Below are 25,683 nucleotides of genomic sequence, written 5' to 3' on the forward strand. Positions count from 1 at the left end.
CTTACTTTTTCTTGCGTTGATTATCAGGTATTGCCTTAACCTTTGCGGGTTTCGGTAATGCCTGTTGAAACGGAGCTTTAGCACGATACTCCAAGTAAATAACGTGTTCTCCGGTTTTTTCATCAAAGCCCTGTTTTACCCGTTTGAGTTTCGAGGGTAAATCTGTGGTTAAGCCAAATAACTTATCCAGCCATCTTCGTACTGCTTCCCAGCCGTTATCTTCGGTTAAAATATCATCGACTTTCATTGTAGTTCTCCTTGTGTGAGACGATGCAGGTTTTCCAGTACATCACGCGCTTTTGCGCTGACATCTTTGCGTTCTAGATGTGCGTATATCTGTGTGGTTGAAACATCCGTATGTCCTAAAATGCTGGCAACTTCATAGAGGGATAATCCAGCCTGTACCAATCTGCTGGCACAGGTATGACGCAAATCATGGATTTTAAAATCAGTAATACCAGCACGTTGAAAAGCAGAACGAATACCTTTTGACTGATAACCCCGTTGCTGACCATCCAGATTGGTAAACAGGTGATCATCACTTACCCGATCTGAATAACGACGGGTGAGAATTTCTTTTACCCGACTGGTCATGTAAATGATGGACTCATTGCGAACTTTAGGACGCCACAGGTTGATTATTCCATTTTCCAGATCGATGGCTGACCACTTGATATTAGCTATTTCACTGTAACGAGCACCCGTATCCAGCAGTAACACCACCAAATCGTAGTTATCCTGATACATCCGGTTTTCAGCAGCAGGACGAAACTCATAATCAGGGCGATATGGCCGTTTACGTTTTGGATCTAAATCGGCCAGTAAACGAGCTTCTTCATCGTGTGACAGGTAACGTAACCTGTGCTTATTAAGCTTAACTTGGGAAAGGTTAACGGTTTAATCTGATAGCCATGATCTTTAGCCCATGCAATAGCACTGCGAATAGCTTGCAGGTTATGTTTTATGGTTTGGGGTGCCATACCATCAGCTTCACGGCTGGATTTAAATTTGTTTAAATCCCAATCCCGTAGTTCATCGATAAACACTGACGTATCCATCTTGGATTCGATAGCGGGTAGGTTGTTTTTTGCATACACACTGCTTCCTGTATTGGCTTTGCTTTGAACGTAGCCGTTTAAAGCATCTTTTAAGGTAATGCGTGGCCGTTCACCAAGTTCTTCAATCCGGTGAATTTCATCACGCCAATCCCGTTCCATGCGTTCAGCAGTGCGCTTATTGCTGGTTTTTGAACTTTTGCAGTAGGTTTTGCCGTTATGATTGAACTGGATATAGTAATTACCTATGCCATTTCGTTTGAAAACACTCATTGCTGGACTCCTTACATCGTTACAATGCGGTTACTTTCCAACTATTTATGCTTACGGAAAACGGGGGATAGCCAAGCTTGGCGGCACTTTTACTAAAAATGTGGTCGAAGCTTGGCAGCAAGTACCACGGTATCAGTTATTAAGAATTTGCATGGCTTGCTCAGCTACCGTTGCTTGTTCCAGATGCGAGTAACGTTGACTCATGGATATACTGGAATGGCCTAGGATTTTTGATACAGCAAACAAGCTCATGCCGTTTTTAACCAGCTTACTTGCTGTGCTGTGGCGAATGCTGTGGGTGCAAAAATCATCTAAGCCAGCCTGTTTGTAAGCCTTTTGAATGGTTTTTGGTGTAGTGCGACGAATGCCACCTGATTTTGATGGAAACACCAGTGACGAACCCTGATTGCTTGCTGCTCTGCGTTGCAGAATAGCCAGTGACCTATCTGTAAGCTTTAATAGTGATTCAGTTTGTGTTTTGGTGCGCCATACACGCAGTTCAGCAGCTGCTAAATCTACTGAACCCCATGTAAGTTGCTGGATTTCATTTAAACGTGCTGCGGTATCAAGCAGTAACACCACCAAATCGTAATCATCTGGGTTTTTATGTGTTTGCAGGATAGCCAGTAAACGTTGTTCTTCAGCATCTGACAGGGTTCGGGTTCTCTGGTTGCTGACTTTTAAACGTGGGATAACCAGATTAGTTGGTTGCAGATAGCCTGCTGATTTAGTGAAGTTGATCACCCCTTTTAACGTGGTGAACATTAAGCGGATAGTGCCATCGGATACATCATCTTGCCGACGAAGTGCAACTAAGCGGTTTAAATGACCACCGTTTAAGCCATGTAAACCGTTTTTAAGTGAGTACACTCGGTTCAGTTGAGTATGTAGCGTGGTGATCTGTGTTTTAAGGTTACGACCATTCACCGAACCAGCTTTGGATTTAGCATAATCAGAAATGGCCTGTTCCAAAGTAATAGTTTGTTGCTCACCTAATACCACCTGCCGATACAGCTGCTCACGTAACTGGGCTTCAAAGCGTAAAGCATCCGACTTTTTAGCTGTTTTGGTGCTACGGATAACGGTTTTGCCGTTAATAGTGATTTCACAGTAGTAGTTAGATGAGTTTTTGCGTTTGTAGATTGCCATCTTGAAACCCGTTACTGAACTGATAATGGGTACTATCCGGTCAATAGGGTAAAGAGCCAACAGCCAACAACAGAAATGGTTTGCATACGTTAAAACTATCGAAAATCCATCCGATACATGGATGCGCGCTAATATTTTCCCTAAGAGTTTCTCGTACAAGCCTATCAAAGCTGCTGATTTACAGGGGCTTACCTAAAGGGCATACTTATACCTTATAACGAATCCGTGATTAGGAAGTAATGAATGCCAAAGTTTCACCAAGTTTTTTGTCAGAGACCATCGAGCATAGACACTGTTGAATTATTAAGAAGGGGGGTATGTCCATTGAGTGATAGCCCTTGTGATGGTGGTGGGAATAGGCATCAAACAAAGCTAGGTGAAAAAGATTTTTAAATATACTCGATGGCAAAGTAATTACAGACGCCAAAATCCCAGCTGTTTGTTCAGTAGATTATGGTGATGATCCTTGGATTGTATGCCCAAGGCGTTTATTTTCTTTTCCAAAGCTGCTTGATGGATCGGTAAATATAAAAAACCAATTGAGCGAATACGAGAATGATATTCTTATCAACTGCGGGTTCAAATCGGGTGATCTTCTTGGTGTATGGCCAGAGGTTTATCTTAAATATTCTAATGATGAGTCGGAAATTAATTATCATTTTGACTATATTGTCTGCAAGATTCGTGAGAATAGCGTTTCATTACAAGATGTGTATAAAGAGCTATTAATAACTGATGAGCAGGATAAAAAGAAATTAAAAACCACATTAAGAAAAGTAAGGCTAATTGAACCTAAAGCTAAAGATACTGATTTTCTCAGGTATTTTCCAGATCTTGCAGAGTTTTCCAATTCTCGAAGTGATGACTGCTAGTACAAGCGGTTCTAATACAGAAAAAGGAACTGATATAAAATCTGCTTATATAAAAATGCTGAATGGTGACGATTATGAGTGCCCTGGCATTAATAAAAGACAGGTCTGGGGGCGAATGGCAACGCAATTATTCGCTAAATCGGTTCTTGCTGAAAGTTGGGGTAGTAAGACATATTGGGTAGTTCAAGATAAGCTACTCCAAAATATTGCTCTAACAACTAAACTAACCCTTAATAAGTTTGATGGTGAAGAAAAATCAACGGTCAATTTTTTATCTTTAGGGTTTAATAAGAGTGGTGGTGTAGAGTTGCTTAATAAATTTAACATACCATCGGGAATAAAAAGTGATGGTGAAAGCTCATGCGTGGATATTCTGATTCCAAAAGAAAATCCGTCTAAACAAGAATTATTAAAATGCATTCTGAGAGCCAAGCTATCAGCAATAGTGACTCTCAGGTAGCTAGTTTTAACTTTGCTATGCTGTTTTTCTTGTTGGTTGACTGCTCTCATTCAGAGCATCAAGCTCTTTAGCAATTTTTTCCGCGATTTTGCTTGCAAGTAGTGGGGGCACAGCTTCCCCAATCATATCGATTGCAACCCCCAATCGATTTGTTGAATTCAGATCAGTTTCGCTTGTTATAAATTTGAATGAATCAGGAGATGATTGAAGTCTTGCAGCTTCTCTGGCTGTTATACCACGGTTCCTGAGATGGATGTGTATAACGGCCCCGAGCCGAGAAAGTTTGCGTTAGCTGTTACTGTAAGAGCTGGCTTCTGGGGATGTAATCTTGTGTAAGCACTCCAGTAGTATTTTTTGTAAAAAACTGGATTAATCTTCTCTGAAACTATCAACTCATTGATAACTTCTTCTCTGCTTTGTCCAGTTTGACTTACTATACAACTAATGAGATTTTCGTAATCATTAACTTTGGCATTACTGACTTCGTTCCAAGTTTTACCTTGTGGCATTTCTTTAATAATGTTAATTATTTTTTCGGAATAATTTCTGGTTATGTGTCCATACGGGAAAGTTGAGGTTTCTTTTCGCATCAATCGTTGATAGTCATTGCTAGGCTGAGACTTATAAGTTGTTAGAGAGCTCCCACCTAATTCGTCTGTGTCCAAAGTTGGAGCAGGTAAATCACTTATAGCGTCTTCAACACTGACGAATGGGAGCAACGTGTTAAATAAGTCTGGTTCTTGAGAATGAGTTGGTTCTGGAAAAGAAGCTTTTGTGACTCGAGAGGCCATGACAAAGGCTCTTTCTCTCAGTTGAGGGACACCATATTGTGCAGCATTAAGTATTGAGTGGGTAACGTCATAGCCTGATTCACCGAGTACTTCTTCGATTGCTTTTATAAATCCGCCTTCTTTCCCGTTAAGAACATGATTTTTTACTTGTTTAACGTTTTCAATAATTATGAATTTTGGTTTTAGCAGAACAGCAATTTCAAGAAAACGTAGAATCAAATCGTTTCGGGGATCTTCAGCAAGTTTACTATAGCCTTTGAATTTAGCTACTTCGGATTTATCGCGATAACTCAGTCGTCTCATCTGTGAAAAGCCTTGGCATGGAGGGCCGCCAACTAAGCAATCTAATTCTCCAACACCGATTCCTTGTTTTGCCAGAATACTAAGTAAGATCTCATCAGATACTTCTCGAATATCTTCACAGATCACATCAGGTTTAATTGCGTGATTTTCCTGAAACGAAACCAGAGCTTCTTTCTTGATATCGACACCAAGCTTGGTTTCGAACTTACCTGACATTTCGAAACCGAGGAAAAGCCCCCACAGCCACAAAACAGTTCAACTAATGAATATTTCCGGTTCATGTCTTAAATTCTTATGCCTGTTCTTTTATACAGTACTTTAGCTTCTAAGAACCGGTTTTACAACTGTCTTAGCTGCTGAAGTTTACAACGTACTGATGTAACTATTAATAAATTTGTACGCTACTTTGCATGGTTGCTAAGTATCAGCGTTTAGTAAGCGTAGTGAAATTTATACCATCATATTTTCTCAGTAAGGATACATGAATAATCCATCAGCCCTAGTTATTTCAGTGTTCTGATTTAAATTATGCTTTTGTAGTGCTCGTTATTTCCCGTTAATGGAGTTGCATGGGTATTTTGAGTTCAGAAAGTTAGCTATTCCCAATTTAATATGGCTCACCAGTAAGCAAAACAATTTTCATACCTTTAAATTTGTAGTTCATAGATGACTCATAAAGAACAAAAGGGCAGTTGTTTGGCCGAATGCCAAAATACTCTGGACTTGCAACGGTATGCGTGCGGTTGCATGGAAGAGGTTCATCAAGTTGGTAGCTTTTCGGTATATACAATTCTTCAAAACCACGATTTTTCCAAACGGAAATAATCGCATCGTATTTATCTACCATAATTACAGCAACAGGCTTGGCTGATAGCTCTTTAAGCCTATAAAGCGTAGCAAGAAGACTTGTTCCGTACCTGTCAGATAGAGATGCTACTAACTCAAGATCTGCTGTAGAACCCATTAGCTGTGTTCTAAAATCAGAAGCTGGCATGAGCAAGTTAGCCGCAAAAAGGTTTGCTTCTCTCTCAATATCTTGGCTGTGGGGCGGAGTGCTACCGATATTATCAAGATCATCTAAAGTACATTTACGATCCCCCAGATTCCGATGTAAACAGTAGTGGCCCAATTCGTGGGCTATCGTGAAGTTCAATCTCCCCAAAACAGAAACGGCGGAGTTATAAATTATTGCTTTGACTTTCCCTGATAGGTATAAGCATGCTTGGAAATCATCCGCCATGCTCTCGCCAATAACTTCTATACCAAGGTTTTTCGCGATAAATTCACAATCTACAGGGTACAACTCATTGCTAGATCTGCCCAAAGAGAAAGCTTTGAAAAGATCTATTGCCGCCTTTTTTGCTGGGTGAATCTCAGTCATTCGGCTTATCTTTAAGAGATTTTAGAATTTTCTGTAATGTGTTTTTTGTATCTGAACCCAGCGATTTATATTCTCGGAAAAAAACTTGATCTTCATCATTACCATCACCGTGAACCAAATGCTCAACAGTGCAATCAAGCTCTTTGGCTAAGCGGTTAACTAGATCTGCAGATGGTTTGATATCTGGCTTGTTTTCTAGTTCCCAAATGTAGCTCTTGGTAGTACCGGCTTTTGTCGCCAGTTGCTCCAAAGTTAAATTCATCATTTTTCGGCGAGTCTGAAGCCTTTCACCAAACACTGTACACCTCTTAGTTACTAACACGCATCACTTACGGATTGCGAGTATAGCTTAAAGTTCGCTATGGTGAAACTTTTTGTACCAGATCACTTGATAGTGGATTGCTTTGGTATTATTATCTGTATTGCTATAACGAACTTGTTGTGGCAATTTAATTAAACATCACCTTAAGGGGTATTGCTGATGACTGATAGACTTAAACCGGGCCAAGGTGCTCCACGCTCAGGCCAATATGAAATAGTAGGACCACGGGGTGGCAGAACAGGTGAAGAACGGACGATAGTTCGTGGTGAGCCTATGCCACCTACTCCAACGAGTGGGCAAGGATATATTCTCGTAGACCCTACTAAAAATGGTAGTGGACGTGGAAAATAAAAAGCGGTAATTGAAAACTAGTTTCAACACCGCTTTTATGCTGAAAGCAGTTAAACTACTAACAGTTGGGGAACTGGAGTTTAGCTGCTTTTTTTTATGGGTTCAAGAAAGCTTTTCCGTATTAAAACCAATTTTGCTAGGTGGAATAAAGCCCTTACGACTTTTTACACTATGCTGTAGCCGGTGTATTCCGTGGTGCTTTGGTTGTGCTTGAAACCATAGATAATTTACTAGCCCAAGCTTTTTCAGCTATAGCCAGTCGATTTTTCTAGTAAGAGTGATGGATTTTGGTACTTAGCACAGCTAGAAGCCGCGTATTTAGTGGAGTGGTGGCCCCAGCTGGACTCGAACCAGCGACCGATCGATTATGAGTCGAGCGCTCTAACCAACTGAGCTATGGGGCCACGATTTTATAACTTGAACCAACTTTTTCTATGGTACCACATGGACTCACTAATTATGAGTCGAGCGCTCTAACCAACTGAGCTATGGGGCCACATAAAACTTTGTGCTTTAAAGCGGCAGGCAGTATAAAAACTTTTGTTAGCTTTGTCATCCGGCTTATTAGGCTAAGTGCAGTTAATTGCTGCTTTTTTAGGCTTTAAGCCGATATAAATAGTAAAGGCGCCGTCTGGCGCCTTTATCTGGGTAGCTGATGCAGCCGAAGCTTACTCGTCCAGGAAGCTTTTTAATACTTCAGAGCGTGAAGGGTGGCGTAGCTTACGTAATGCCTTAGCTTCAATTTGCCGGATCCGCTCACGGGTTACGTCAAATTGCTTACCTACTTCTTCCAGCGTGTGGTCGGTATTCATATCAATACCAAAGCGCATCCGCAGTACTTTGGCTTCACGGGCGGTTAAGCCGGCCAGTACTTCGTTGGTCGCGTTTTTCAGGCTTTCCATGGTGGCAGAGTCGAGTGGTGATTCACCACCGGCATCTTCAATAAAGTCGCCCAGATGCGAATCTTCATCATCACCAATCGGGGTTTCCATCGAGATAGGCTCTTTGGCTATTTTTAACACCTTACGAATTTTGTCTTCCGGCATTTGCATCCGCTCTGACAATTCTTCCGGTGTTGGCTCACGTCCCATTTCCTGCAACATCTGGCGGGAAATCCGGTTCAGCTTGTTGATGGTTTCAATCATATGCACCGGGATCCGGATGGTGCGGGCCTGATCAGCAATAGACCGGGTAATGGCCTGGCGGATCCACCAGGTGGCATAGGTTGAAAACTTATAACCACGACGGTATTCAAATTTATCGACAGCTTTCATCAGGCCGATATTGCCTTCCTGAATCAAATCAAGGAACTGCAAACCGCGGTTAGTGTATTTTTTGGCAATAGAGATAACCAGTCGTAAGTTAGCCTCAACCATTTCTTTCTTGGCACGGCGGGCTTTGGCTTCGCCAATCGACATCCGGCGGTTAATGTCTTTAATTTTAAAGATACTTAAGCCGGTTTCTTCTTCAACTTTTTTCAGTTTTTCAACGCTGCGAACCAAATCTTCGCGCATTTCTTCCAAGCGCCCAGAATAGCCTTTGCCGGCTTTAATTTCGGCATCGATCCAGGCAGTGGAGTTTTCATGGCCGGTAAAGGCTTTAACGAAGGTTTTCTTCGGCATTTTGGCGTATTCAACGCAATGCTTCATTAACAGCCGTTCCTGGATCCGTACCCGGTCCATCATTTCGCGCATGTTTTTAACCAGGCGGTCGAATTGTTTTGGTACCAGGCGGAAGCAGCGGAACACTTCGCTTAATTTTTCAATTTCAGCTTTGGTGGTGGCGTGCTCACGACCATTTTGCTCGATCGAGTTGCGAGTAACGTCGTACTGACTGCGTAGTTCGCCAAATTTAATCCGGGCTTCTTCCGGATCCGGACCGGTATCGGCTTCAGCATCGTCGTCACTGTCGTCGTCATCGTTATCGTCGTTATCATCATCTTGCTTATCTGCCGGCACTTCAGAGCCGATATGACTGGCGATAACCGGCGCTTCATCAATTTCGTTAGGATCGATAAAAGCAGAAACAATGTCGCTTAAACGAATTTCCTCTGCTTCAAATTTGTCCCACTGCTCCAGCAGGTAGGTGATGGCTTCGGGATACTCGGCGACCGAGGTTTGTACCTGATTAATGCCGTCTTCAATCCGTTTGGCGATATCAATCTCACCCTCACGGGTTAACAGCTCAACGGTACCCATTTCCCGCATGTACATCCGTACCGGGTCGGTTGTGCGGCCGAGCTCTTTGTCGACGCTGACCAGCGCCTGAGCGGCTTCTTCTGCGGCGTCTTCATCCGTGGAGGCATCGGACATTATCAAATCATCGGCATCGGGGGCGTTTTCAAACACCTGAATGCCCATATCATTGATCATTCGAATAATATCTTCGATTTGATCAGAGTCGATAATGTCTTGTGGAAGGTGATCGTTAACTTCGGCAAAGGTAAGATACCCTTGCTCTTTACCTTTAATGATCAGGAGTTTTAACTGCGACTGAGGACTTTGCTCCATAGAGACTTATCTTCCACCAATGTTGATTAATATAAAAATGCGAACTAGCGATTATAACAAACCGAAGCTTTTCTAGCCAGTCGGAGTTAGCTTGCTGGTCGCGGTTTTTTGCTTTTCAGTGCTTTTAGCAACAGCACATATTCACGTTGTTCGGCCTGGGTCAGCTGTTTTAGTTTATCTTTTCGTTCCAGAGCTTCCAGCCGTTGCTGCAGATATTGATCTTCAATTGAATGGAACGTGTCCAGAAATTCGGCTGACAGCTGCTCCGGTTCTATCTGGTGTTGCCATGCTGCCAGTTTCAAAAGGATGGCATGCTCTGGCAGATCGCGCCAGTATTCCAGCAATTGCGCTGTAGTAAGCCCGGGCTTATCCAGTAAATGCTGCTGTACGGCCAGTAACAAATTAATGCCCGGAATGTCGGCACTGGCCAGTTCCGGCGCATGAGGCATCACATTGACCAGTTCTGGTGTCTGCAACAGTAGGGCAATAGCCCGGCGCATCGGCGTCATTTTGATACTGGCGGGTGTTGGCCGTGCTTGTGGCCGGTTACTTACTGGTTTTAGCCGCTCGCTGGCCCGGCCTAACAAATTATCCAGTTTTTGTTGCAGGGTTTCCTGATAAAAACTACTGGGAATTTGCTTAATCAGTTCACTGCCTTTCGCCATTAAAGCCGACTTGCCGCCGTCAGTATTGGCATCAAACTCTTGTAATAAATGCTCAAACAAATACTGGCTTAATGGCAGTGCTTGTTCTAGCCGCGCCATAAAGGCAGCTTTACCCTCTTTTTGTACCAGTGAATCCGGGTCTTCACCGTCGGGCAAAAATACAAAGTTAAGTTCTACACCATCTTTTAATTGCGGCAGAGCATTTTGCAAGGCGCGCCAGGCGGCATCGCGGCCGGCGCGGTCACCGTCGTAACAGCAAATCACCTTCGGGCTGTAACGAAACAAGGTATGCATCTGATCCGAGGTGGTGGCGGTGCCCAGGCAAGCGACAGCAAAGCGGATATCATGCTCGGCCAGCGCCACCACGTCCATATAGCCTTCAACCACCAACACTTGCTTTAAATGTCCCGGTTGCTGGCGTACCTGATACAGGCCATACAGTTCACGGCCTTTATGAAACAAGCGGGTTTCTGGTGAGTTCAGGTATTTTGGCTGACCATCATTTAAAATGCGGCCACCAAAAGCAATTACCCGGCCCCGCTTATCGTGAATAGGGAACATCAGCCGGTCACGGAAAAAATCGTATTCACGGCCATTATCGTTACGGTTAACCAGCTTCAGCTCAATCAACTGCTCGCGCACGGCTCTGGGTTTGCCATTGCTTAGCTGCTTTAATACCCCGTCCCAGCCATCGGGTGCATAGCCCAGCTGAAAGTCACTGATGGTTTGTGCTGATAAGCCCCGTTTTTGCAAATATTGCTGCACTGCCGGGCCATTAGCATGCTGCTGCAGCTGCTGTTGGTAATAATCGGCGGCTTGCTGCATCAGGCTGTAATCGTCGGCCTGAGCCGCCGGCCGTGCTGGCCCTTTGCCTTGCTCGCGTGGTACCTCCATATGCAACTGTTTGGCCAGCTCTTCGATGGCTTCGACAAATTCCAGTTGCTCAAACTCCATCATAAAGCTGATGGCATTGCCATGGGCACCACAACCAAAACAGTGATAAAACTGCTTATCGGGGCTGACGGTAAATGACGGGCTTTTTTCGTTATGGAACGGGCAACAGGCAGCGTAGTTTTTACTACCTGCTTTTTTTAACGGTACGCGTTGGTCTATCAGTTCAACGATATCTGTTCTGGCGAGCAGATCATCAATAAACTGACGGGGTATTTGTCCTGCCACTAATGTCCTTTATATGGTTTCCAGAAAAAGACAAACCGTGCTCAAAGAACACGGTGTGCAGATATCGGCCTGACGCCTGATTGCGAACCTGCTTTCCAGAACCGCTATTGTGCAGTTGGGCAGGTTAACGCCGGTTGACTGTAACTTAGTACAGGCGGATCCGACGTGCATTCTCGCGAGAAAGCTTTTTAGCATGACGTTTTACCGCTGCTGCTTTCTTGCGCTTACGAACCCAGGTAGGCTTCTCGTAAAATTCTTTAGCGCGTACATCAGCTAGTACGCCAGCTTTTTCACAAGAGCGCTTAAAACGACGTAACGCTACGTCAAAGGGTTCGTTTTCTTTTACTTTAACAACAGGCATTAAATTCTCACCTCGGTCAAACTTGGTTATCAGTAACCAATTACGATTAAAAATGGTGCGGCATTTTACGCAAAAACCCCTACCAATGTAAAGCGAATAAGTGATCTTAAATCAGATCTTCTGGCTCTGACAGGGTGAAGTCGTTACAATGCGCGCGTTAAAGGCCGGCAAGTGTACCTGAAGTTTCCGGCCAGATCCTACTATTTGCTGATTTTTTAACATGATTATTTTGGGAAGGCGATGCGCGTATTAGGTATTGAAACATCTTGTGATGAAACGGCTATTGCTGTCTATGATGGCGAAAAAGGGCTATTAAGCCATGTGCTGTACAGCCAAATTCCGCTGCATGCCGATTATGGCGGGGTAGTGCCTGAGCTGGCGTCGCGTGATCATGTTAAAAAAACACTGCCATTAATTAAGCAAGCTTTGCAACAAGCCGGCCTGAGTGCCAGCGATATTGATGGCGTGGCCTATACCGCTGGCCCCGGCTTAGCCGGTGCATTGTTAGTGGGGGCCACTATTGGCCGCAGCCTGGCTTATGCCTGGCAAAAACCGGCATTGGCCGTGCACCATATGGAAGGTCACTTACTGGCACCGATGCTGGAAGACAACCCGCCGCCTTTTCCGTTTTTAGCGCTGTTAGTTTCTGGCGGCCATACTCAGCTGGTAGGTGTCGAAGGCATTGGCCGCTATCAGTTACTGGGCGAGTCGATAGATGACGCTGCTGGTGAAGCCTTTGATAAAACAGCAAAGCTAATGGGTCTGGATTATCCCGGTGGCCCGCTGCTGGCGAAGCTTGCGTTAACCGGTGACAATAAAAAATATAAGTTCCCACGGCCAATGACCGACCGGCCCGGCCTCGATTTCAGTTTTAGCGGCCTGAAAACCTCCGCTGCTAATGTCATTGCCAAAGAGGGCAGTAGTGAACAGGTGCAGGCCGATATTGCCGCGTCGTTTCAGCAGGCGGTGGTAGATACCTTAGTGATTAAATGCGAGCGGGCACTGGAGCAAACCGGTTATCAGCGGTTGGTGATTGCCGGCGGGGTAAGTGCTAACTTGTCGTTGCGCGAGCAACTGGCGGTGCTGTTAAAGCATCGCGGTGGCGAGGTGTATTATCCGCGCAAAGAGTTTTGTACAGATAATGGCGCGATGATTGCTTATGCTGGCTACCAGCGGCTAAAGGCTGGCCAGCAGCAAGACCTGAGCATAGGCGTGACGCCACGCTGGCCAATGCAGGAGTTAGCGCCGGTTTAAATAAGTTGCGCTGAGCTCTATTAGCTGAAGGTTGGAATCCCGACTTGGGCGCCACAGAGTGTCTGAGTGAGCGCGCTAGCGCGAGCGACAAATTCGTCTGGAACGAATTTGAACAGCTTTAGCTGGCTTGGTGAGGGCAGGAAGCCCGAGATAGTTGCTGTGGCGAGCCAGGGCGGGAGTTGCAACCGGAAGCCCTGACGGTTAGGCGGGATTCCAACCTTGCTTTACGAGATTGGTCTTTATAAACAAAAGTTTGTTTTAGACGTGCTAACGAATCACTCGCGAATGCGTTTGGATTTATCCCACACTTTGCTTTCTTTGCCCTGATACAGCCGGACAATATTCTGGCGGTGGCGGGCGATAATCAGAATACTTAGCATTAGCACCGGCACGGTATATAACGGTTTAATCCACCAGGTAAACAACGGCGCCAGCGCCACGGTAATAATAGCGGCTAACGATGAGTAGCCACTTAACGCAACCAATAACACCCAGCTGGCAATTAACAGCCCAGCGAGATCAAGGCCAATTGGCATCATGGCACCAAAGGCCGTTGCAACGGCTTTGCCACCTTTAAAACCAAAAAATACCGGGTAAATATGGCCCAGACAGGCGCAAATGGCGATAGCGCCGAGCCATACCGGCTCAATTTGCAGAAAATACGAGCCCCAGACCGGAATAGTGCCTTTAAGAATGTCGAACAGTAATACCAGCACCGCCGGCACAGGCCCACCGAGGCGTAACACGTTGGTGGCACCAGGGTTGCCTGAACCATGAAAACGCGGGTCGGGCAGGCGAAATAACTGGCAAACCAGCACTGCTGATGACACCGAGCCCAGCAAATAGGCAGCGAACATCATAATAACAATCAGCAGGGTCATTTCGACGGTTCCTCAGCACCAGTTTTTGCGATAAGATTGCATCTCGCTGTACGGCAGCAGGATAAAGGTGTGCTAGCTTTTTACCACTGTGACCAGCCTACCTGAAACGAAAAATAACGCAATCCGGATTTAACTGAATGGACATAGTTTTTATAAAACAGCTACAAGTCGATACCATCATAGGGGTATATGACTGGGAGAAATCCATTCAGCAGCGATTGTTGCTTGATTTAGCGCTGACAGCAGACCAGCGTACGGCAGCTGCCAGAGACGATATCAGCCTGACCCTGGATTACGCCGTGATTGCCGAAAAAGTAACGGCGCTGATAACCGCCGAGCCAATAGAGCTGATAGAAACGGTAGCAGAGAAAGTTGCTGCTATGCTGTTAGCGGAGTTTGCCACCAGCAAAGTGGAAGTGACTGTCAGCAAGCCCGGCGCAGTTGCTAAGGCGCAAACCGTTGGTGTGCATATTGTGCGCACTGCACCGGTTGCGACACCGCCACAGGATTACGCCTGATGGCCCGCATTTTTATCAGCATTGGCAGCAATACTGACCGCGACCACTACATCCGGGCCGGAGTATTGTCACTGCAGCAATACTTCGGCGAAGTACAATTGTCGTCTGTGTATGAAAGTGAGGCGGTCGGTTTTAATGGCGATGCTTTCTATAATTTAGTGGCGGCCACCGATACCGAGCTCAGCATTGCTGATTGTGTGCAGGTACTAAAGCAAATTGAAGACAGCCATGGTCGTATTCGTGGCGCGGAGAAATTCTGTGGTCGTACCCTCGATTTAGATCTACTGACTTATGATCAGGTGATTTGTCAGCAGCCCATTACTCTGCCACGCGGCGAAATTACCGAAAATGCTTTTGTGTTATGGCCAATGGCCGAGCTGGCGCCGACAGCTATTCATCCGCTGACACAGCAACGCTACGCCGAATTATGGCAAGCTTACCCTAAAACAAAACAAAAGATCTGGCCTGTGCCTTTTAACTGGAGCGAATTTAATTGAGTACATTGGAAGTCATCATTTTAGCAATTCTGCAGGGCATCACTGAATTTTTACCGATTTCGTCGTCGGCTCATCTTATTTTACCTTCTGCCATTTTCGGCTGGCAGGATCAGGGTATCGCCTTTGATGTTGCGGTACACGTCGGCACCTTACTGGCCGTAATGCTGTATTTCCGCCAGGATATTGGCCGCTTAATGGTGGGCTGGGTGCAAAGTCTTGGTGGCCGGCACAGCACTGACAGTAAACTGGCCTGGTGGGTTATATTGGCGACAATTCCGGCCGGATTAGCCGGGTTACTGGCAGCCGATTACATTGAAAGCTATCTGCGCTCGCCCTGGGTTTTAGCGATAACTACTATTGTGTTTGGTCTGGCGCTGTGGTGGGCAGATGCCACCGCAAAGCAACAACAAAGTATGGAACAATTAAGCTGGCGCCAGGCATTATTTATCGGCGTGGCGCAGGCGATATCACTGATCCCGGGTACCTCGCGCTCGGGCATTACCATGACTGCCGCGATGCTGCTCGGGCTGGATAAAGTCAGTGCGGCCCGTTTCTCGTTTTTGTTATCAATTCCGATTATTATATTAAGTGGCGGTTATCAGGCCAGCAAGCTTTTGGCTGAGCCGGAACGGTTTGACTTAGCCGCTATCTTTCTGGGCATGGGTCTGGCGTTTATCAGTGCATTAATCTGCATTCACTTCTTTTTGAAAATTATCAGCCGGATGGGCATGCTACCTTTCGTGATTTACCGGCTGTTGTTAGGGGTCGGGCTGATTATTTTCCTTAGTTGGTACGCGGTTTAAGGTATTACTCGATCTAAGTATTCGACCAGGCCCGTTTTGCTGCGCTAATGGCAGCTAAGCGGGCCTTTTGCAATTCAGCCCCTATCGCTTCACCTTTCAGGCCTTTGGCGACGATTTCCCGCACATTAACCGCCAGTGCTGCCTTTGCCAGTTGTTGCAGATAGTCAGCTTGTGGGTACGTTGCCTGTTCAAAGCCGGTGCGGCCGCGCAAGTCAGCTGTGCAGCACAGCAGAATATCGTCTAGCCGCTGCGGTTTACGCCAGAGGTCAATACCATTAAATAATTTTAACACCGTTGCCGCTTTTAATTCGCGGGCTTTATGCACCAGTTGATGATACTCACAAACCAGCAGCGCCAATTCTTTACAATCGTTGGGTACTCTGAGCCGCTGACAAAGCTGGTTAATTAGCGCCAAGCCAGTGTATTCGTGGCCATGATGAGCGGGTAGCAGCTCAGCTTTAGTCACCCCCTTGCCTAAGTCATGCACCAGGGAGGCAAAACGGATATCCAGCCGCTCAGACAACGCTGCTGCTTGCTCGAGTACCAGCAAGGTATGAATGCCTGTGTCGATTTCCGGGTGCCATTTTTCCGGTTGCGGCACGCCCCAAAGCGCAGCCAGTTCGGGCATTAAAGCTGTCAGCGCGCCGCAATCATAAAGCAATTGAAAATAAGCGGCTGGACTTTGGCTACTTAGCGCCTCGGCCGTTTCCTGCCATACCCGTTCCGGGCTTAAGGTATTGAGCTCGCCGCTTTTGCTAAGCTTACGCATTAAAGCCAGAGTTTCGTCAGCAACGGTGAAACCTAAGTGGGCATAACGGGCATAAAAGCGGGCCACCCGCAGTACCCGCAACGGGTCTTCTGCAAAGGCATCTGAGACATGGCGCAGTATTTTCTGCTCAATATCTGCGCGACCATGATAGGGGTCGATATAATGGCCAGCACTGTCTTTGGCGATAGCATTGATGGTCAGGTCGCGCCTTTGTAAGTCCTGCTCCAGCGTCACATCGGGTGCAGCGTAAACACTGAAACCGGTATAACCCTTACCATTTTTACGCTCAGTACGGGCCAGCGCATGTTCTTCTTTAGTTTGCGGGTGCAGAAATACCGGGAAATCTTTCCCCACCTGCTGATAGCCGGCATCCAGCATTTGTTCCGGTGTAGCACCGACGACCACCCAGTCCCGCTCATGAAATGGATAGCCTAACAGCTCGTCTCTTACGGCCCCGCCAACAAGATATATCTGCACATGCTTTCCTGATTGCTTATTTTTTGCCATTATAGCGCCGTCAGTCTAATTTGCAGCGCTATTAACGCAGGATGCTTTGATGTATACCGGTTTTTTCGGTTTAACCAGCCCCCCTTTTTCCATTGCCCCGAATCCGGATTTTATGTATCTGGGGACAAGGCATACCGAGGCGCTGGCTCATTTGCGCTATGGCCTGGGTGATGCCGGCGGTTTTGTGTTGCTGACCGGCGAAGTGGGTACCGGCAAAACAACCGTGTCGCGATCATTGCTGCAGGAACTCGATAGTAATACTGATATAGCCTTTATTCTGAACCCGACATTGTCGGAGCTGGAGCTGCTGGCTGCCATTTGTGATGAACTTCGAATCCGTTATAAAAAAGCCGATGCCAGTTTAAAACTGCTGGGCGATAAAATTACCCAGCGCTTGCAAAAAAATCATCAGGCCGGCAAAAAAACCATTCTGATAATTGATGAAGCCCAGCATTTGCAGCCGGCGGTATTGGAGCAGTTGCGGCTGCTGACCAATCTGGAAACCAATACCAAAAAATTGCTGCAGGTTATATTAATTGGCCAGCCGGAACTGCAACAATTATTGCAGCGGAACGACTTACGCCAGTTAGCACAGCGGATCACCGCCCGCTATCATTTGTTACCGCTGGATTTAAACGAAGTACAGCACTATTTGAAATACCGCTTGCAGGTAGCGGGCTGCAGCCGGCCTGTTTTCAGCCAGAAAGCGGTTGCTGCGCTTTATCAGCATAGTGGCGGTATTCCGAGATTACTTAATCTATTGGCTGATCGTGCCATGCTGGCCGCATACAGTCAGCAAATGCCGATTGTCGAGACGGCGCAGGTGCAACGCGCGGCGACAGAAGTATTACCACTTAGCCAGTCAGCGGGTCATACAGCCGCCAGGTTACCGTTACCAGGATGGTTATGGCCGTTATTGGCCTGCACTGGTATAGTTGTCGGGTTTTTACTGGCGATGGTTTTACTGCCCGTGTTTAAAGGCTAAGAAGTTAAGAGGTTAATGGTGTCAATTTTAATGGATGCACTGAAACAACAGGTAGAGCCGGTCACGGCGACAACCGTTTCGCAACCAGCTAATGGTTGGCGTAATCTGGCACTGCTGCTGGGTTTTTGTCTGGCCTTGTTACTGGGCTTTGCCCTGGCCAGCTGGTGGCAGACAACAAACGCGCCCCAGCCAGTTGCCAGTGATACCATAGCCGAACCCGCCGAGCCTGACGTTGCCACTCGCAGTACCATAGTAGCCGCGCTGTTAAGCGTACCACCCGAAACCGAGACAGCGTTGAGCGCTGAACCTGCCGTTAAGTCATCCAGGCCCCGGCAGGAGCAGTTTAAAGCTGAACCTAAAGTGGTCAGTGTAACTGCGCCGTCATCAGAGCCAGACTCAGGTGAAATTGCAGCGCAACCGGCTGTTTCATCGCAGCCAGAGGTTGAAGTGTCAGATGAGTTGCGTCAGCGTTTTGCCTCAGCGATGGCGGCCAGTGAGGTGGATAACCGCCAGTCCAGATCTGCCCTGCGTGGCAATAGTGCTCCGGCACAGGATATCAGCGAGCTGGCACCCGCGCTGCAACAACAAATTCCAGCTCTGCGGTTTGAAGCTCACGTATATGCCACTCAGGGAGCTCAGCGCTGGATCAAAGTCAATGGTAAGAGCTTACAGGAAGGACAATGGGTTACTGCAGATATTCAGTTGCAGGAAATTACCCCGCACTTTGTATTGCTGAAAATGGATAACGAATTATTCAGTATGCCTGCACTGACTGACTATAAATGATCTGTTTTGGTTTACAGATAGTTACGTACATCCAGACCATATTTTTTTAAATCGACGCAACCTTCAATATGCTCTTCCTGCTGGCGCGATAAATCCATTATCTTCGGAATAATATGGTGTTGGTGCACGCTGTGGTAAAACAACTTCACTTTCGGTTGGGTGGGCTTCTTCGGGTTATTTTCCAGCACCAGTGCCAGCTTGCCGGTAGTTAATTTAACCACGGTACCTGGCGGGTAAACGCCAATGCACTTGATAAACAACTGTAACAGTTCGGTGTCCAGCTGTAACGGGGTCAGGCTTAGTAAATAGCGCGAGGCTGCCAGCGGGCTTTGGTTGCTGTTGGCCGGGTTTGTCAGTTTTTCATACTGGTTAACGATAGCCAGCATCTGGCTGCCTTTTGCTATCTGGGCGCCTTTGATCGGCGGTGAACCACTGCCATCAAGCAAAGCACAGTGCTGACTGATCCACAACGAGACCTGACCGGCTAAGTCTTTATTGCGTTGTAATGCGGCCAGGCTGGTGCCGATGGCGGCTGCATCGGGCTGGTTCATCAATTCAGGTTTCAGGGCTTTACCAACATCATGCAATAGCGCGGCGGTAATCAGTGTTTTGCTGCGATCGCTGGGTAAATTGATAAACTTGGCAAAGGCGGCGATATAAACCGCGCAGTTGACGCTATGTTGCAACAAACTGTCGCTTTGCTCAGCTATCCGGGTTAAACATAACAAAACATCCTGATTACGGCTTACTGAATCAGACAAACCGGCACTGACTTCGTGGACCAACATTAAATCAATGGGTTGTTGGCTGCGGGTAGCGTCTAGCACCAACTGCTGCACCCGCTGACTTTGCAGCAGCGCTTTTTCGGCCCGCGGCCACTCGTCAGCGAATAAATGCCGTACCGGCGCAGTGTCCGTTTCAGTTGGTGGCGGTGCTGGTTTTTCGGCAGGTGGGGTAGCTGATGCGTCGTCTGTGGCTAAAAATCTGGCCGGATCAACCAGGACCGTCAGTACTCCTTTAGCTTGCAACTGAGCAATAGCTTGCTGACTGCGAACCCAGCCAGCATGCTTAACGATAATATCACCGCGTTGCTCTACAACTTCAACAACATAGCTGCCTGGTTGCAGCTCAGTGACAGAAACTTTTTGATATGCCATCCAATTGCCAGCTTTAACCTATGCCAAAATTCAGGTTGATTATACGCTGATCGACTTAACCTGGCGTTAACGCTTCGGTTAAACGGCGTGATCCTGCGGTTAAGCGGACTGCTTCAGCGTTTTATACTTAATTAGCTGTAAGCATAGCAAAAGCTGGCAACTTTGTTGTTTTTGTTTGTTATTGCCAGACGAGCGGCCGGATTGGTTATTTTTGATAATTATCAGTATATAATCGGCCTATTCATTTTTAGCCTGACAGCCGCTCTGATGACTTTACCGTTGAAACCCAAAAGCCTGGACCGTATTGACCTGAATATTCTCGATACCTTGCAAAAAGAGGGGCGGATAGCCAATGTCGATCTGGCCAGAAAAGTAAACTTAAGTGCCAGTCCCTGCATCGACCGGGTAAAGCGTCTGGAAAAAAATGGCTATATCGAAGGCTACGGCGCGCGGTTAAATGCCGCTATGCTGGGGTTTGGCACCACCGTCTTTATTGAAATTACTCTGGATAACACGACCAGCGCGGTGTTTGATCGCTTTAAAGATGAAGTATTAAAAGTGCCGCATGTGGTGGAGTGTCATATGGTCGCGGGAGGCTTTGATTACCTGTTAAAGTTACGCTTGCCTAATATGGATGCTTACCGGATTATTCTGGAACAAATTGTTGATTTGCCCGGTGTTGTGAAAAACCACACTTATGTAGTGATCGAGCAGGTAAAACGCGATACCGGGCTGCCGCTGAAAGCTAACGACAGCCTGGGATAATTCAGTGTTTTACATCCAACGTTCGCTTTCGCGACGTTTAGGCCATAAGGCAGGAAGAACCAGGCCAAAAATAAGGCCAATTAATAAAATGGCCGAACCAATCACCATCGGGTTTTGCCAGATACTGGTTTGGGTTGCTTCCAGCTGCGCTTTCAGTTGCTCAAAAGAACGGTTTGCCTGGGCTAGCTGTTCTTGCGCATTTTCCCTTTCAACAATGGCACTATTGAGCTGGCTGCTTAAGTTATTACGTTCCTCTTCTACTTGTTGCAGTTGGGTCCGCTGGTTATCAAAGCGCTCAGTAAGGGTTTCCAGTTGTGTCACCAGGCCAGGGGTATAACTGATATATTCCTTGGGTAACCAACCGGTTTTATTTCCTTCGTATCTGATTTGCGCATAGTCATTGTCTTCACTGATAAAAGTCACGTCCTCACCGGCATTAATAGTGCCGACAATCCGGTATTGATTGCCCGGGCCGGAATGCAGATAAACAAACAGTGCATCACTGATAAAAGCCGGTCTCTCTTCTGCAGATTGCTGGGCCAGTATTGGCCAGCTTAGGGTCATTACAATTAACGGCAGGAAAAATATCCGGGAAACAGAGCTGCGAAATAATCTAAACATAGGTATCCTAATCCATTCTAATCAACGGTTACACTTGTGCAGGGGTTAACACAATACTCCGGATGATAGGGAGTTGTCAGCAACTTGACAAGTGTAAAAGTTGGCCGGGCTGGCCGCAGCCTGCTATAGAGGATAGCCTGATATGAGTATAGAGCTCGAATTAAAGTTTTTATTGGCCCCTGCGCACAGTGATCTGCTGCCAGCATTGTTAGCCTCCTGCGGCAGGATTACCGACAGCGGCCCGGTAGCACTACTGAACGCATATTATGATACGCCGGATAACTGGTTTCGTCGTCAGAATATGGGATTGCGTACCCGCCTGAAAAACGGCTGCTTTGAGCAAACCATTAAACTGGCCGGACAGCAACATGGCGCGCTGCAGGCCCGGCCGGAGTTTAATCTGCCAACCTCCGATATCGTTCCCGATTTAGCGGCCTTTCCTCTGGAGATCTGGCCGGCTGATACTGATATTCAGGCATTGCAACAACAATTGACTGAAATATTCCGTACCGATTTTATCCGCCACAGCTGGCAGCTAGCCTGCGATGGTACGGTATTGGATGTTGTATATGATACTGGCGATGTGATCGCGGGCACTAAGACCGAAGCCATTGCTGAACTTGAGCTGGAACTGCTTAACGGTAATGTTAATCCGTTATTTAGTGTCGCAGAACAACTAATCAGTAAATTGCCGCTGCGCACCGGTTGGCTTAGTAAGGCGGCCCGGGGGTATCTGCTGGCAGACAAACAGCAACTGAGCATGCCGGTCGCCGAACCGCAGGGGTTAATTGCTAACCTGAGCGCCCTGCAATGTGTGGAAGCGGTGTATTACAGACAACTGTCGAATGTGGCTGAGTTGCAATTGCAACTGCCTTTGTTGGAACAGGCCAGTCACTATTTGCAGCGGCTCTCAGCTGAGCTAAATACTCTGCAATTTAGCGGCTACAGTCAACAGGCGTCTACCCTGGCCGGTCAGCTGAGCCAAGGTGTGGTTGTCTTTGAGCTTAAGGCTTACAACAGCTTCTTGCTGGCACTGTCGGTGTTATTATTACAACAAAGTGGTGTGTTAACGGGCCAGGAGAAGTCATGACTCAACCGGACAGTTATTGGCAGGAGGCCTATAACCAGCTTAACAGTACTGCACTTGCCACCGAACAGCAGCAACAACTAATTACCCTGTTAAAAGCCAGTTTATTTTTAGGCCGTACCCTAACCCAGCAGCCAGAACTGACGGCTTTGTTGCTGGATAAAAGCGCCCTGGTGCAGCAGCTGAAACAGCCGTGGGTCGATCCATTGAGCAGGGTCGAATTAACCGATGAGGCGGCGGTATTCAGGAGTTTGCGGCGCTACCGCAACCAGGCACTGGCGATGTTGCTGACCGCCGATATCTATCAGCTACAGAGCACAGAACAGGGGCTGGCCAGGGTGTCGGCTCTGGCAGATTGCCTGATTAACAGTGCATATCGCTGGGCGTATCAGCTGCAACAGCAACAAAATGGTACACCTTATGACGAGCAAGGCGTGGCTATGCCAATGCTTATTTTGGGTATGGGTAAGCTTGGCGGCAAAGAGCTTAATTTTTCATCTGATATCGATCTGATTTTTACCTATCCTGGTCATGGGGAAACCCGTGACGGCCGCCGCACGCTGGAGCACCAGCAGTTTTTTACCAAAGTTGGCCAGAAACTGATTGCTGCCCTGCATCAGGCGACCGCGGACGGTTTTGTTTACCGGGTCGATATGCGGTTACGGCCATTTGGCGATAGCGGCCCGCTGGTGCTGAGCTTTGCCGCCCTGGAGGATTATTATCAGGAGCAGGGGCGTGACTGGGAGCGTTATGCTCTGCTTAAAGCCAGAGTACTGAACCCGGACCCACGCCATGCACCGGAATTACAAAAGTTACTGAAGCCCTTTATTTACCGGCGATATATCGATTTTTCAGCGATAGAATCGTTGCGCCGAATGAAGCAGCTGATAGAGCAGGAGAACCGGCGGCGTAACCGGGTAGACAATATCAAGCTGGGTGCCGGGGGTATTCGCGAAGTAGAGTTTGTCGTGCAGACGTTGCAGTTGATCCGGGGTGGCCGGATCCCTCAGCTGCAGCAGCAAAGCCTGTTAGCCGCGCTGGAAGGCCTGGTGCAGCATGAAATGCTGTCAGCAAACCAGGCCGACGAATTAAAAACGGACTACTTATTGTTGCGCCGGGTTGAGCAGGCGCTGCAGGGCATTGACGATAAGCAAACGCAAACCCTGCCTGGCGATGAAACTGGCAGGTTGCAGCTGCTGACATGCCTGAATATTGATAAATGGGCTAACCTGCAGCAGCAGGTGGCAGATGCCATGCAGCGGGTGCATCAGCAGTTTAAGTTAGTTATCGACCACGAAGACAGCCCGGAGCAGGAAGAATTAGGTGTTGGCCGCTTGTTGTGGGGCAGCCAGTTACCCGCTACAGAGCTGGCGGAACAGTTGGACTGGCTTGACCCGTCTGCTGCCGTGGCGATGATTGAAGATATCCATGCTTTTCGACAGGATTGCCAGAAACGCAGTGTCGGTCCGAGAGGCCACGATTTTTTAAGTAAGCTAATGCCAATTTTGCTGCATTTATTGCAAACAGAGCAGGCAGACAGCTTAGTACTGAGCCGGGTTTTGGGGGTATTCCGGCAAATAATGACCCGCACCGCCTACCTGGAATTATTGTTTGAAAATCCGGCTGCCCTGCAGCAATTAGTGCTGTTATGCACCCAGAGTGGCTGGCTGGCAGAGCAGCTGGCCCGCTATCCGATGTTACTGGATGAACTGATTGATCCGGAACAGTTGTACCGGGTAGCCGATAAAGCTGATTATCAGGATCGGCTCCGCCAATATTTATTACGGGTGCCGGAAGATGACTTAGAGCTGCTGATGGAAACCTTGCGGCAGTATAAACAGGCACAACAATTGCGGATTGCCGCTGCTGATATTAGTGACGCCTTACCACTGATGCAAGTAAGTGATCATCTGACCTGGCTGGCCGAAGTGGTGATGGAGCAGGTGGTAACACTGGCCTGGCAGCAAATGACCGCCCGCTATGGCTTACCGGAAGGCGCAACCGAGGCGGATCGTGGTTTTGCGGTTATCGCCTATGGCAAAATGGGCGGCCTGGAGCTGGGTTATGGCTCAGACCTCGACCTGGTGTTTGTCCATCACTGCGACAGCCTGGCCAGTACCAACGGCGATAAGGCAATTGATTCGCGCCAGTTTTATCTTAAGTTAGCCCAGCGGGTCTTGCACCTGGCAACGACCCGCACCAACAGTGGTGTGTTGTACGACATCGATACCCGGCTGCGGCCCTCCGGCAATTCCGGCCTGCTGGCCATCCATATTGATACTTATTTTCAGTATCTGCGTGACGAAGCCTGGACCTGGGAGCATCAGGCGTTAGTCAGGGCCAGGTTAATTATTGGTTCAGAGCGGATGGCAGCGCGTTTTAATAAAATCCGGGCCGACATTATTGAACTGCAACGCGACCCCGCTCAGTTGTGCCAGGATGTTATCACCATGCGCCAGAAGTTGCGCAGCCACCATGGCAGTGCGGACGATGATATCAAGCATAGTAGCGGCGGCATTGTTGATCTGGAGTTTATCAGCCAGTATCTGGTGCTTGCCCATGGCAAAGCATACCCGGCGTTATACCGGTTCAGTGATAATATCCGCATTCTTGCTGCCGCTGCTGATGCTGGTTTACTTGCCAAACAACAGGTGACTGAATTACAGCAAGCGTATCAGTTACTGCGGGGCTGGGGCCATCGGCTGACGCTGGCGCCGGCCAGAGTGCCCACCGAAAGCAGGCTGGCGACAGCGCGTGCTACCGTAGAGCAGGTTTGGCAACAATTGTTTGCGACCCATTAGCCTGGATTTGGACTAACAATAGGCTGACAATGCTGTTGCAGGTAGGGAGTAAGCCGGTTAGTGATGACGGCGGCGCGTTCATTCGGGCAAAAGTAGGTTAGTACCGGTTCAGCAAAATCAGGGGCAATGGCTTTGCCAATATTATGCACTGTGCCAAGCAAGGTGGTATCGGTCTGAAAATACTGTTTAATCACATAATCGCGGGGCAACGTCCAATATAATTCGATACCCTCACTGCGGGCATAATTGCTCAGGGTGGTTTTTAAACTGTCACCCGCGCGGAACCGCCGGTCAGTAACCAGGCCCTGCCAGGTCGCAGCAGCCGGCATCACTTCCCGGCCACGCTGGGCCAGGTTGCGGCTTAACTGGCCACTGGTGTCTGGCAGGGTAATATGATAATCACTCTGCTCGTTACTGCCCGCCTGGTTGCCGCGGATTTTACTGTAGAACTCACTGAATCCGCGGGCCGCAGTGTTGACGGTTTCTTTCTTAAAAATCATATCGGCTTTGGTTAGCAGCAAGTAGCCGGCGGCTACCAGCGCGCCCAGAATAATGCAGGTGCGTACCCAGTACCACATTG

General features: G+C 47.6%; 26 protein-coding genes and 1 tRNA gene. 10 read left to right on the forward strand and 17 right to left on the reverse strand.

Features of this window, described 5'->3' with window-relative positions:
• Position 1: 1 nt before the first annotated feature.
• The 4 genes from KG631_RS10170 to KG631_RS10185 all read right to left on the reverse strand — a co-directional run bounded on the left by KG631_RS10170 (position 2) and on the right by KG631_RS10185 (position 2,477).
• Positions 2-247, reverse strand: a complete 246-nt coding sequence (locus KG631_RS10170) for a hypothetical protein (protein ID WP_213999481.1) — start codon at positions 245-247, stop codon at positions 2-4.
• Positions 244-747: a site-specific integrase gene (locus KG631_RS10175; protein WP_213999483.1), complete on the reverse strand. Its 504-nt coding sequence runs from the start codon at positions 745-747 to the stop codon at positions 244-246. The genes KG631_RS10170 and KG631_RS10175 overlap by 4 nt, the downstream gene beginning before the upstream one ends.
• 62 nt (positions 748-809) lie before the next feature.
• Positions 810-1,328, reverse strand: a complete 519-nt coding sequence (locus tag KG631_RS10180) for a hypothetical protein (RefSeq protein ID WP_213999485.1) — start codon at positions 1,326-1,328, stop codon at positions 810-812.
• Positions 1,329-1,460: 132 nt separating this feature from the next.
• Complete coding sequence (locus KG631_RS10185; RefSeq protein WP_213999489.1) at positions 1,461-2,477, reverse strand: site-specific integrase; 1,017 nt, start codon at positions 2,475-2,477, stop codon at positions 1,461-1,463.
• Positions 2,478-3,263: 786 nt separating this feature from the next.
• Here KG631_RS10185 and KG631_RS10190 point away from each other — a divergent pair.
• Positions 3,264-3,809: a hypothetical protein gene (locus KG631_RS10190; protein ID WP_213999491.1), complete on the forward strand. Its 546-nt coding sequence runs from the start codon at positions 3,264-3,266 to the stop codon at positions 3,807-3,809.
• 15 nt (positions 3,810-3,824) lie between these two features.
• Here KG631_RS10190 and KG631_RS19220 read toward each other — a convergent pair whose 3' ends face one another.
• From KG631_RS19220 to rpsU, 8 genes are all read right to left on the reverse strand, one after another.
• Positions 3,825-4,070: a DNA cytosine methyltransferase gene (locus tag KG631_RS19220; RefSeq protein ID WP_213999651.1), complete on the reverse strand. Its 246-nt coding sequence runs from the start codon at positions 4,068-4,070 to the stop codon at positions 3,825-3,827.
• Positions 4,040-5,152: a DNA cytosine methyltransferase gene (locus KG631_RS10200; RefSeq protein WP_301003720.1), complete on the reverse strand. Its 1,113-nt coding sequence runs from the start codon at positions 5,150-5,152 to the stop codon at positions 4,040-4,042. The genes KG631_RS19220 and KG631_RS10200 overlap by 31 nt, the downstream gene beginning before the upstream one ends.
• Positions 5,153-5,510: 358 nt before the next feature.
• Positions 5,511-6,284: an ImmA/IrrE family metallo-endopeptidase gene (locus KG631_RS10205; RefSeq protein ID WP_213999495.1), complete on the reverse strand. Its 774-nt coding sequence runs from the start codon at positions 6,282-6,284 to the stop codon at positions 5,511-5,513.
• Positions 6,277-6,582 (reverse strand): helix-turn-helix domain-containing protein, encoded by a 306-nt coding sequence (locus KG631_RS10210; RefSeq protein WP_213999498.1) that lies wholly within the window; start codon positions 6,580-6,582, stop codon positions 6,277-6,279. Before KG631_RS10210 ends, KG631_RS10205 begins: the two co-directional genes overlap by 8 nt.
• A 702-nt stretch (positions 6,583-7,284) precedes the next feature.
• Positions 7,285-7,361: transfer RNA gene (locus KG631_RS10215), tRNA-Ile, on the reverse strand.
• A 264-nt stretch (positions 7,362-7,625) separates the two neighbouring features.
• Positions 7,626-9,467 carry an RNA polymerase sigma factor RpoD gene (gene rpoD, locus KG631_RS10220; protein WP_213999500.1) on the reverse strand — a complete coding sequence of 614 codons (1,842 nt, stop codon included), beginning with the start codon at positions 9,465-9,467 and terminating at the stop codon, positions 7,626-7,628.
• 86 nt (positions 9,468-9,553) lie between these two features.
• On the reverse strand, positions 9,554-11,311 hold the full coding sequence (gene dnaG / locus KG631_RS10225; RefSeq protein WP_213999502.1) for a DNA primase: 1,758 nt from the start codon (positions 11,309-11,311) through the stop codon (positions 9,554-9,556).
• Between the two features lie 145 nt (positions 11,312-11,456).
• Positions 11,457-11,672, reverse strand: coding sequence for a 30S ribosomal protein S21 (gene rpsU / locus KG631_RS10230; RefSeq protein ID WP_019675131.1), 216 nt, complete (start codon positions 11,670-11,672; stop codon positions 11,457-11,459).
• Between the two features lie 240 nt (positions 11,673-11,912).
• Here rpsU and tsaD point away from each other — a divergent pair, with 240 nt between their 5' ends.
• Positions 11,913-12,926 (forward strand): tRNA (adenosine(37)-N6)-threonylcarbamoyltransferase complex transferase subunit TsaD, encoded by a 1,014-nt coding sequence (tsaD, locus tag KG631_RS10235; protein WP_213999504.1) that lies wholly within the window; start codon positions 11,913-11,915, stop codon positions 12,924-12,926.
• A 275-nt stretch (positions 12,927-13,201) separates the two neighbouring features.
• Here tsaD and plsY read toward each other — a convergent pair whose 3' ends face one another.
• Positions 13,202-13,807, reverse strand: a complete 606-nt coding sequence (gene plsY / locus KG631_RS10240; protein ID WP_213999506.1) for a glycerol-3-phosphate 1-O-acyltransferase PlsY — start codon at positions 13,805-13,807, stop codon at positions 13,202-13,204.
• Positions 13,808-13,944: 137 nt separating this feature from the next.
• On the opposite strand from plsY, the gene folB reads away from it, so the two are divergent.
• From folB to KG631_RS10255, 3 genes are read left to right on the forward strand one after another with little or no spacing between them, the layout of a single operon-like run.
• Positions 13,945-14,325, forward strand: coding sequence for a dihydroneopterin aldolase (gene folB / locus KG631_RS10245; RefSeq protein ID WP_213999509.1), 381 nt, complete (start codon positions 13,945-13,947; stop codon positions 14,323-14,325).
• Positions 14,325-14,822, forward strand: a complete 498-nt coding sequence (folK, locus tag KG631_RS10250) for a 2-amino-4-hydroxy-6-hydroxymethyldihydropteridine diphosphokinase (RefSeq protein ID WP_213999511.1) — start codon at positions 14,325-14,327, stop codon at positions 14,820-14,822. Before folB ends, folK begins: the two co-directional genes overlap by 1 nt.
• Positions 14,819-15,625, forward strand: coding sequence for an undecaprenyl-diphosphate phosphatase (locus KG631_RS10255; RefSeq protein WP_213999513.1), 807 nt, complete (start codon positions 14,819-14,821; stop codon positions 15,623-15,625). Before folK ends, KG631_RS10255 begins: the two co-directional genes overlap by 4 nt.
• A gap of 13 nt (positions 15,626-15,638) precedes the next feature.
• Here the strand turns inward: KG631_RS10255 and KG631_RS10260 are convergent, their stop codons facing one another.
• Positions 15,639-16,871 carry a multifunctional CCA addition/repair protein gene (locus KG631_RS10260; RefSeq protein ID WP_213999515.1) on the reverse strand — a complete coding sequence of 411 codons (1,233 nt, stop codon included), beginning with the start codon at positions 16,869-16,871 and terminating at the stop codon, positions 15,639-15,641.
• Positions 16,872-16,950: 79 nt separating this feature from the next.
• Here KG631_RS10260 and KG631_RS10265 point away from each other — a divergent pair, with 79 nt between their 5' ends.
• Entirely contained in the window at positions 16,951-17,886 is a 936-nt protein-coding gene (locus KG631_RS10265; protein WP_213999517.1) for an AAA family ATPase, read from the forward strand.
• Positions 17,887-17,916: 30 nt separating this feature from the next.
• Entirely contained in the window at positions 17,917-18,672 is a 756-nt protein-coding gene (locus KG631_RS10270) for a general secretion pathway protein GspB (protein WP_213999518.1), read from the forward strand.
• A gap of 11 nt (positions 18,673-18,683) precedes the next feature.
• On the opposite strand, the gene KG631_RS10275 is transcribed toward KG631_RS10270, so the two are convergent.
• Complete coding sequence (locus tag KG631_RS10275) at positions 18,684-19,829, reverse strand: HD-GYP domain-containing protein (protein ID WP_213999519.1); 1,146 nt, start codon at positions 19,827-19,829, stop codon at positions 18,684-18,686.
• A gap of 267 nt (positions 19,830-20,096) precedes the next feature.
• On the opposite strand from KG631_RS10275, the gene KG631_RS10280 reads away from it, so the two are divergent.
• Complete coding sequence (locus tag KG631_RS10280; RefSeq protein WP_213999520.1) at positions 20,097-20,594, forward strand: Lrp/AsnC ligand binding domain-containing protein; 498 nt, start codon at positions 20,097-20,099, stop codon at positions 20,592-20,594.
• Positions 20,595-20,603: 9 nt separating this feature from the next.
• On the opposite strand, the gene KG631_RS10285 is transcribed toward KG631_RS10280, so the two are convergent.
• Positions 20,604-21,215, reverse strand: a complete 612-nt coding sequence (locus KG631_RS10285; RefSeq protein WP_213999521.1) for a TIGR04211 family SH3 domain-containing protein — start codon at positions 21,213-21,215, stop codon at positions 20,604-20,606.
• 142 nt (positions 21,216-21,357) lie between these two features.
• Between KG631_RS10285 and KG631_RS10290 the strand changes: the two genes are divergently transcribed.
• Together KG631_RS10290 and glnE are read left to right on the forward strand one after the other, a co-directional pair.
• Positions 21,358-22,305, forward strand: a complete 948-nt coding sequence (locus tag KG631_RS10290) for a CYTH domain-containing protein (RefSeq protein WP_213999522.1) — start codon at positions 21,358-21,360, stop codon at positions 22,303-22,305.
• On the forward strand, positions 22,302-25,103 hold the full coding sequence (gene glnE, locus KG631_RS10295; protein WP_213999523.1) for a bifunctional [glutamate--ammonia ligase]-adenylyl-L-tyrosine phosphorylase/[glutamate--ammonia-ligase] adenylyltransferase: 2,802 nt from the start codon (positions 22,302-22,304) through the stop codon (positions 25,101-25,103). Before KG631_RS10290 ends, glnE begins: the two co-directional genes overlap by 4 nt.
• Here the strand turns inward: glnE and KG631_RS10300 are convergent.
• Complete coding sequence (locus tag KG631_RS10300) at positions 25,100-25,681, reverse strand: TcpQ domain-containing protein (protein ID WP_213999525.1); 582 nt, start codon at positions 25,679-25,681, stop codon at positions 25,100-25,102. The genes glnE and KG631_RS10300 overlap by 4 nt on opposite strands.
• Positions 25,682-25,683 lie beyond the last annotated feature (2 nt).

The sequence above is a fragment of the Arsukibacterium sp. genome (genome assembly GCF_018402695.1).
Lineage (GTDB): Bacteria > Pseudomonadota > Gammaproteobacteria > Enterobacterales > Alteromonadaceae > Alishewanella.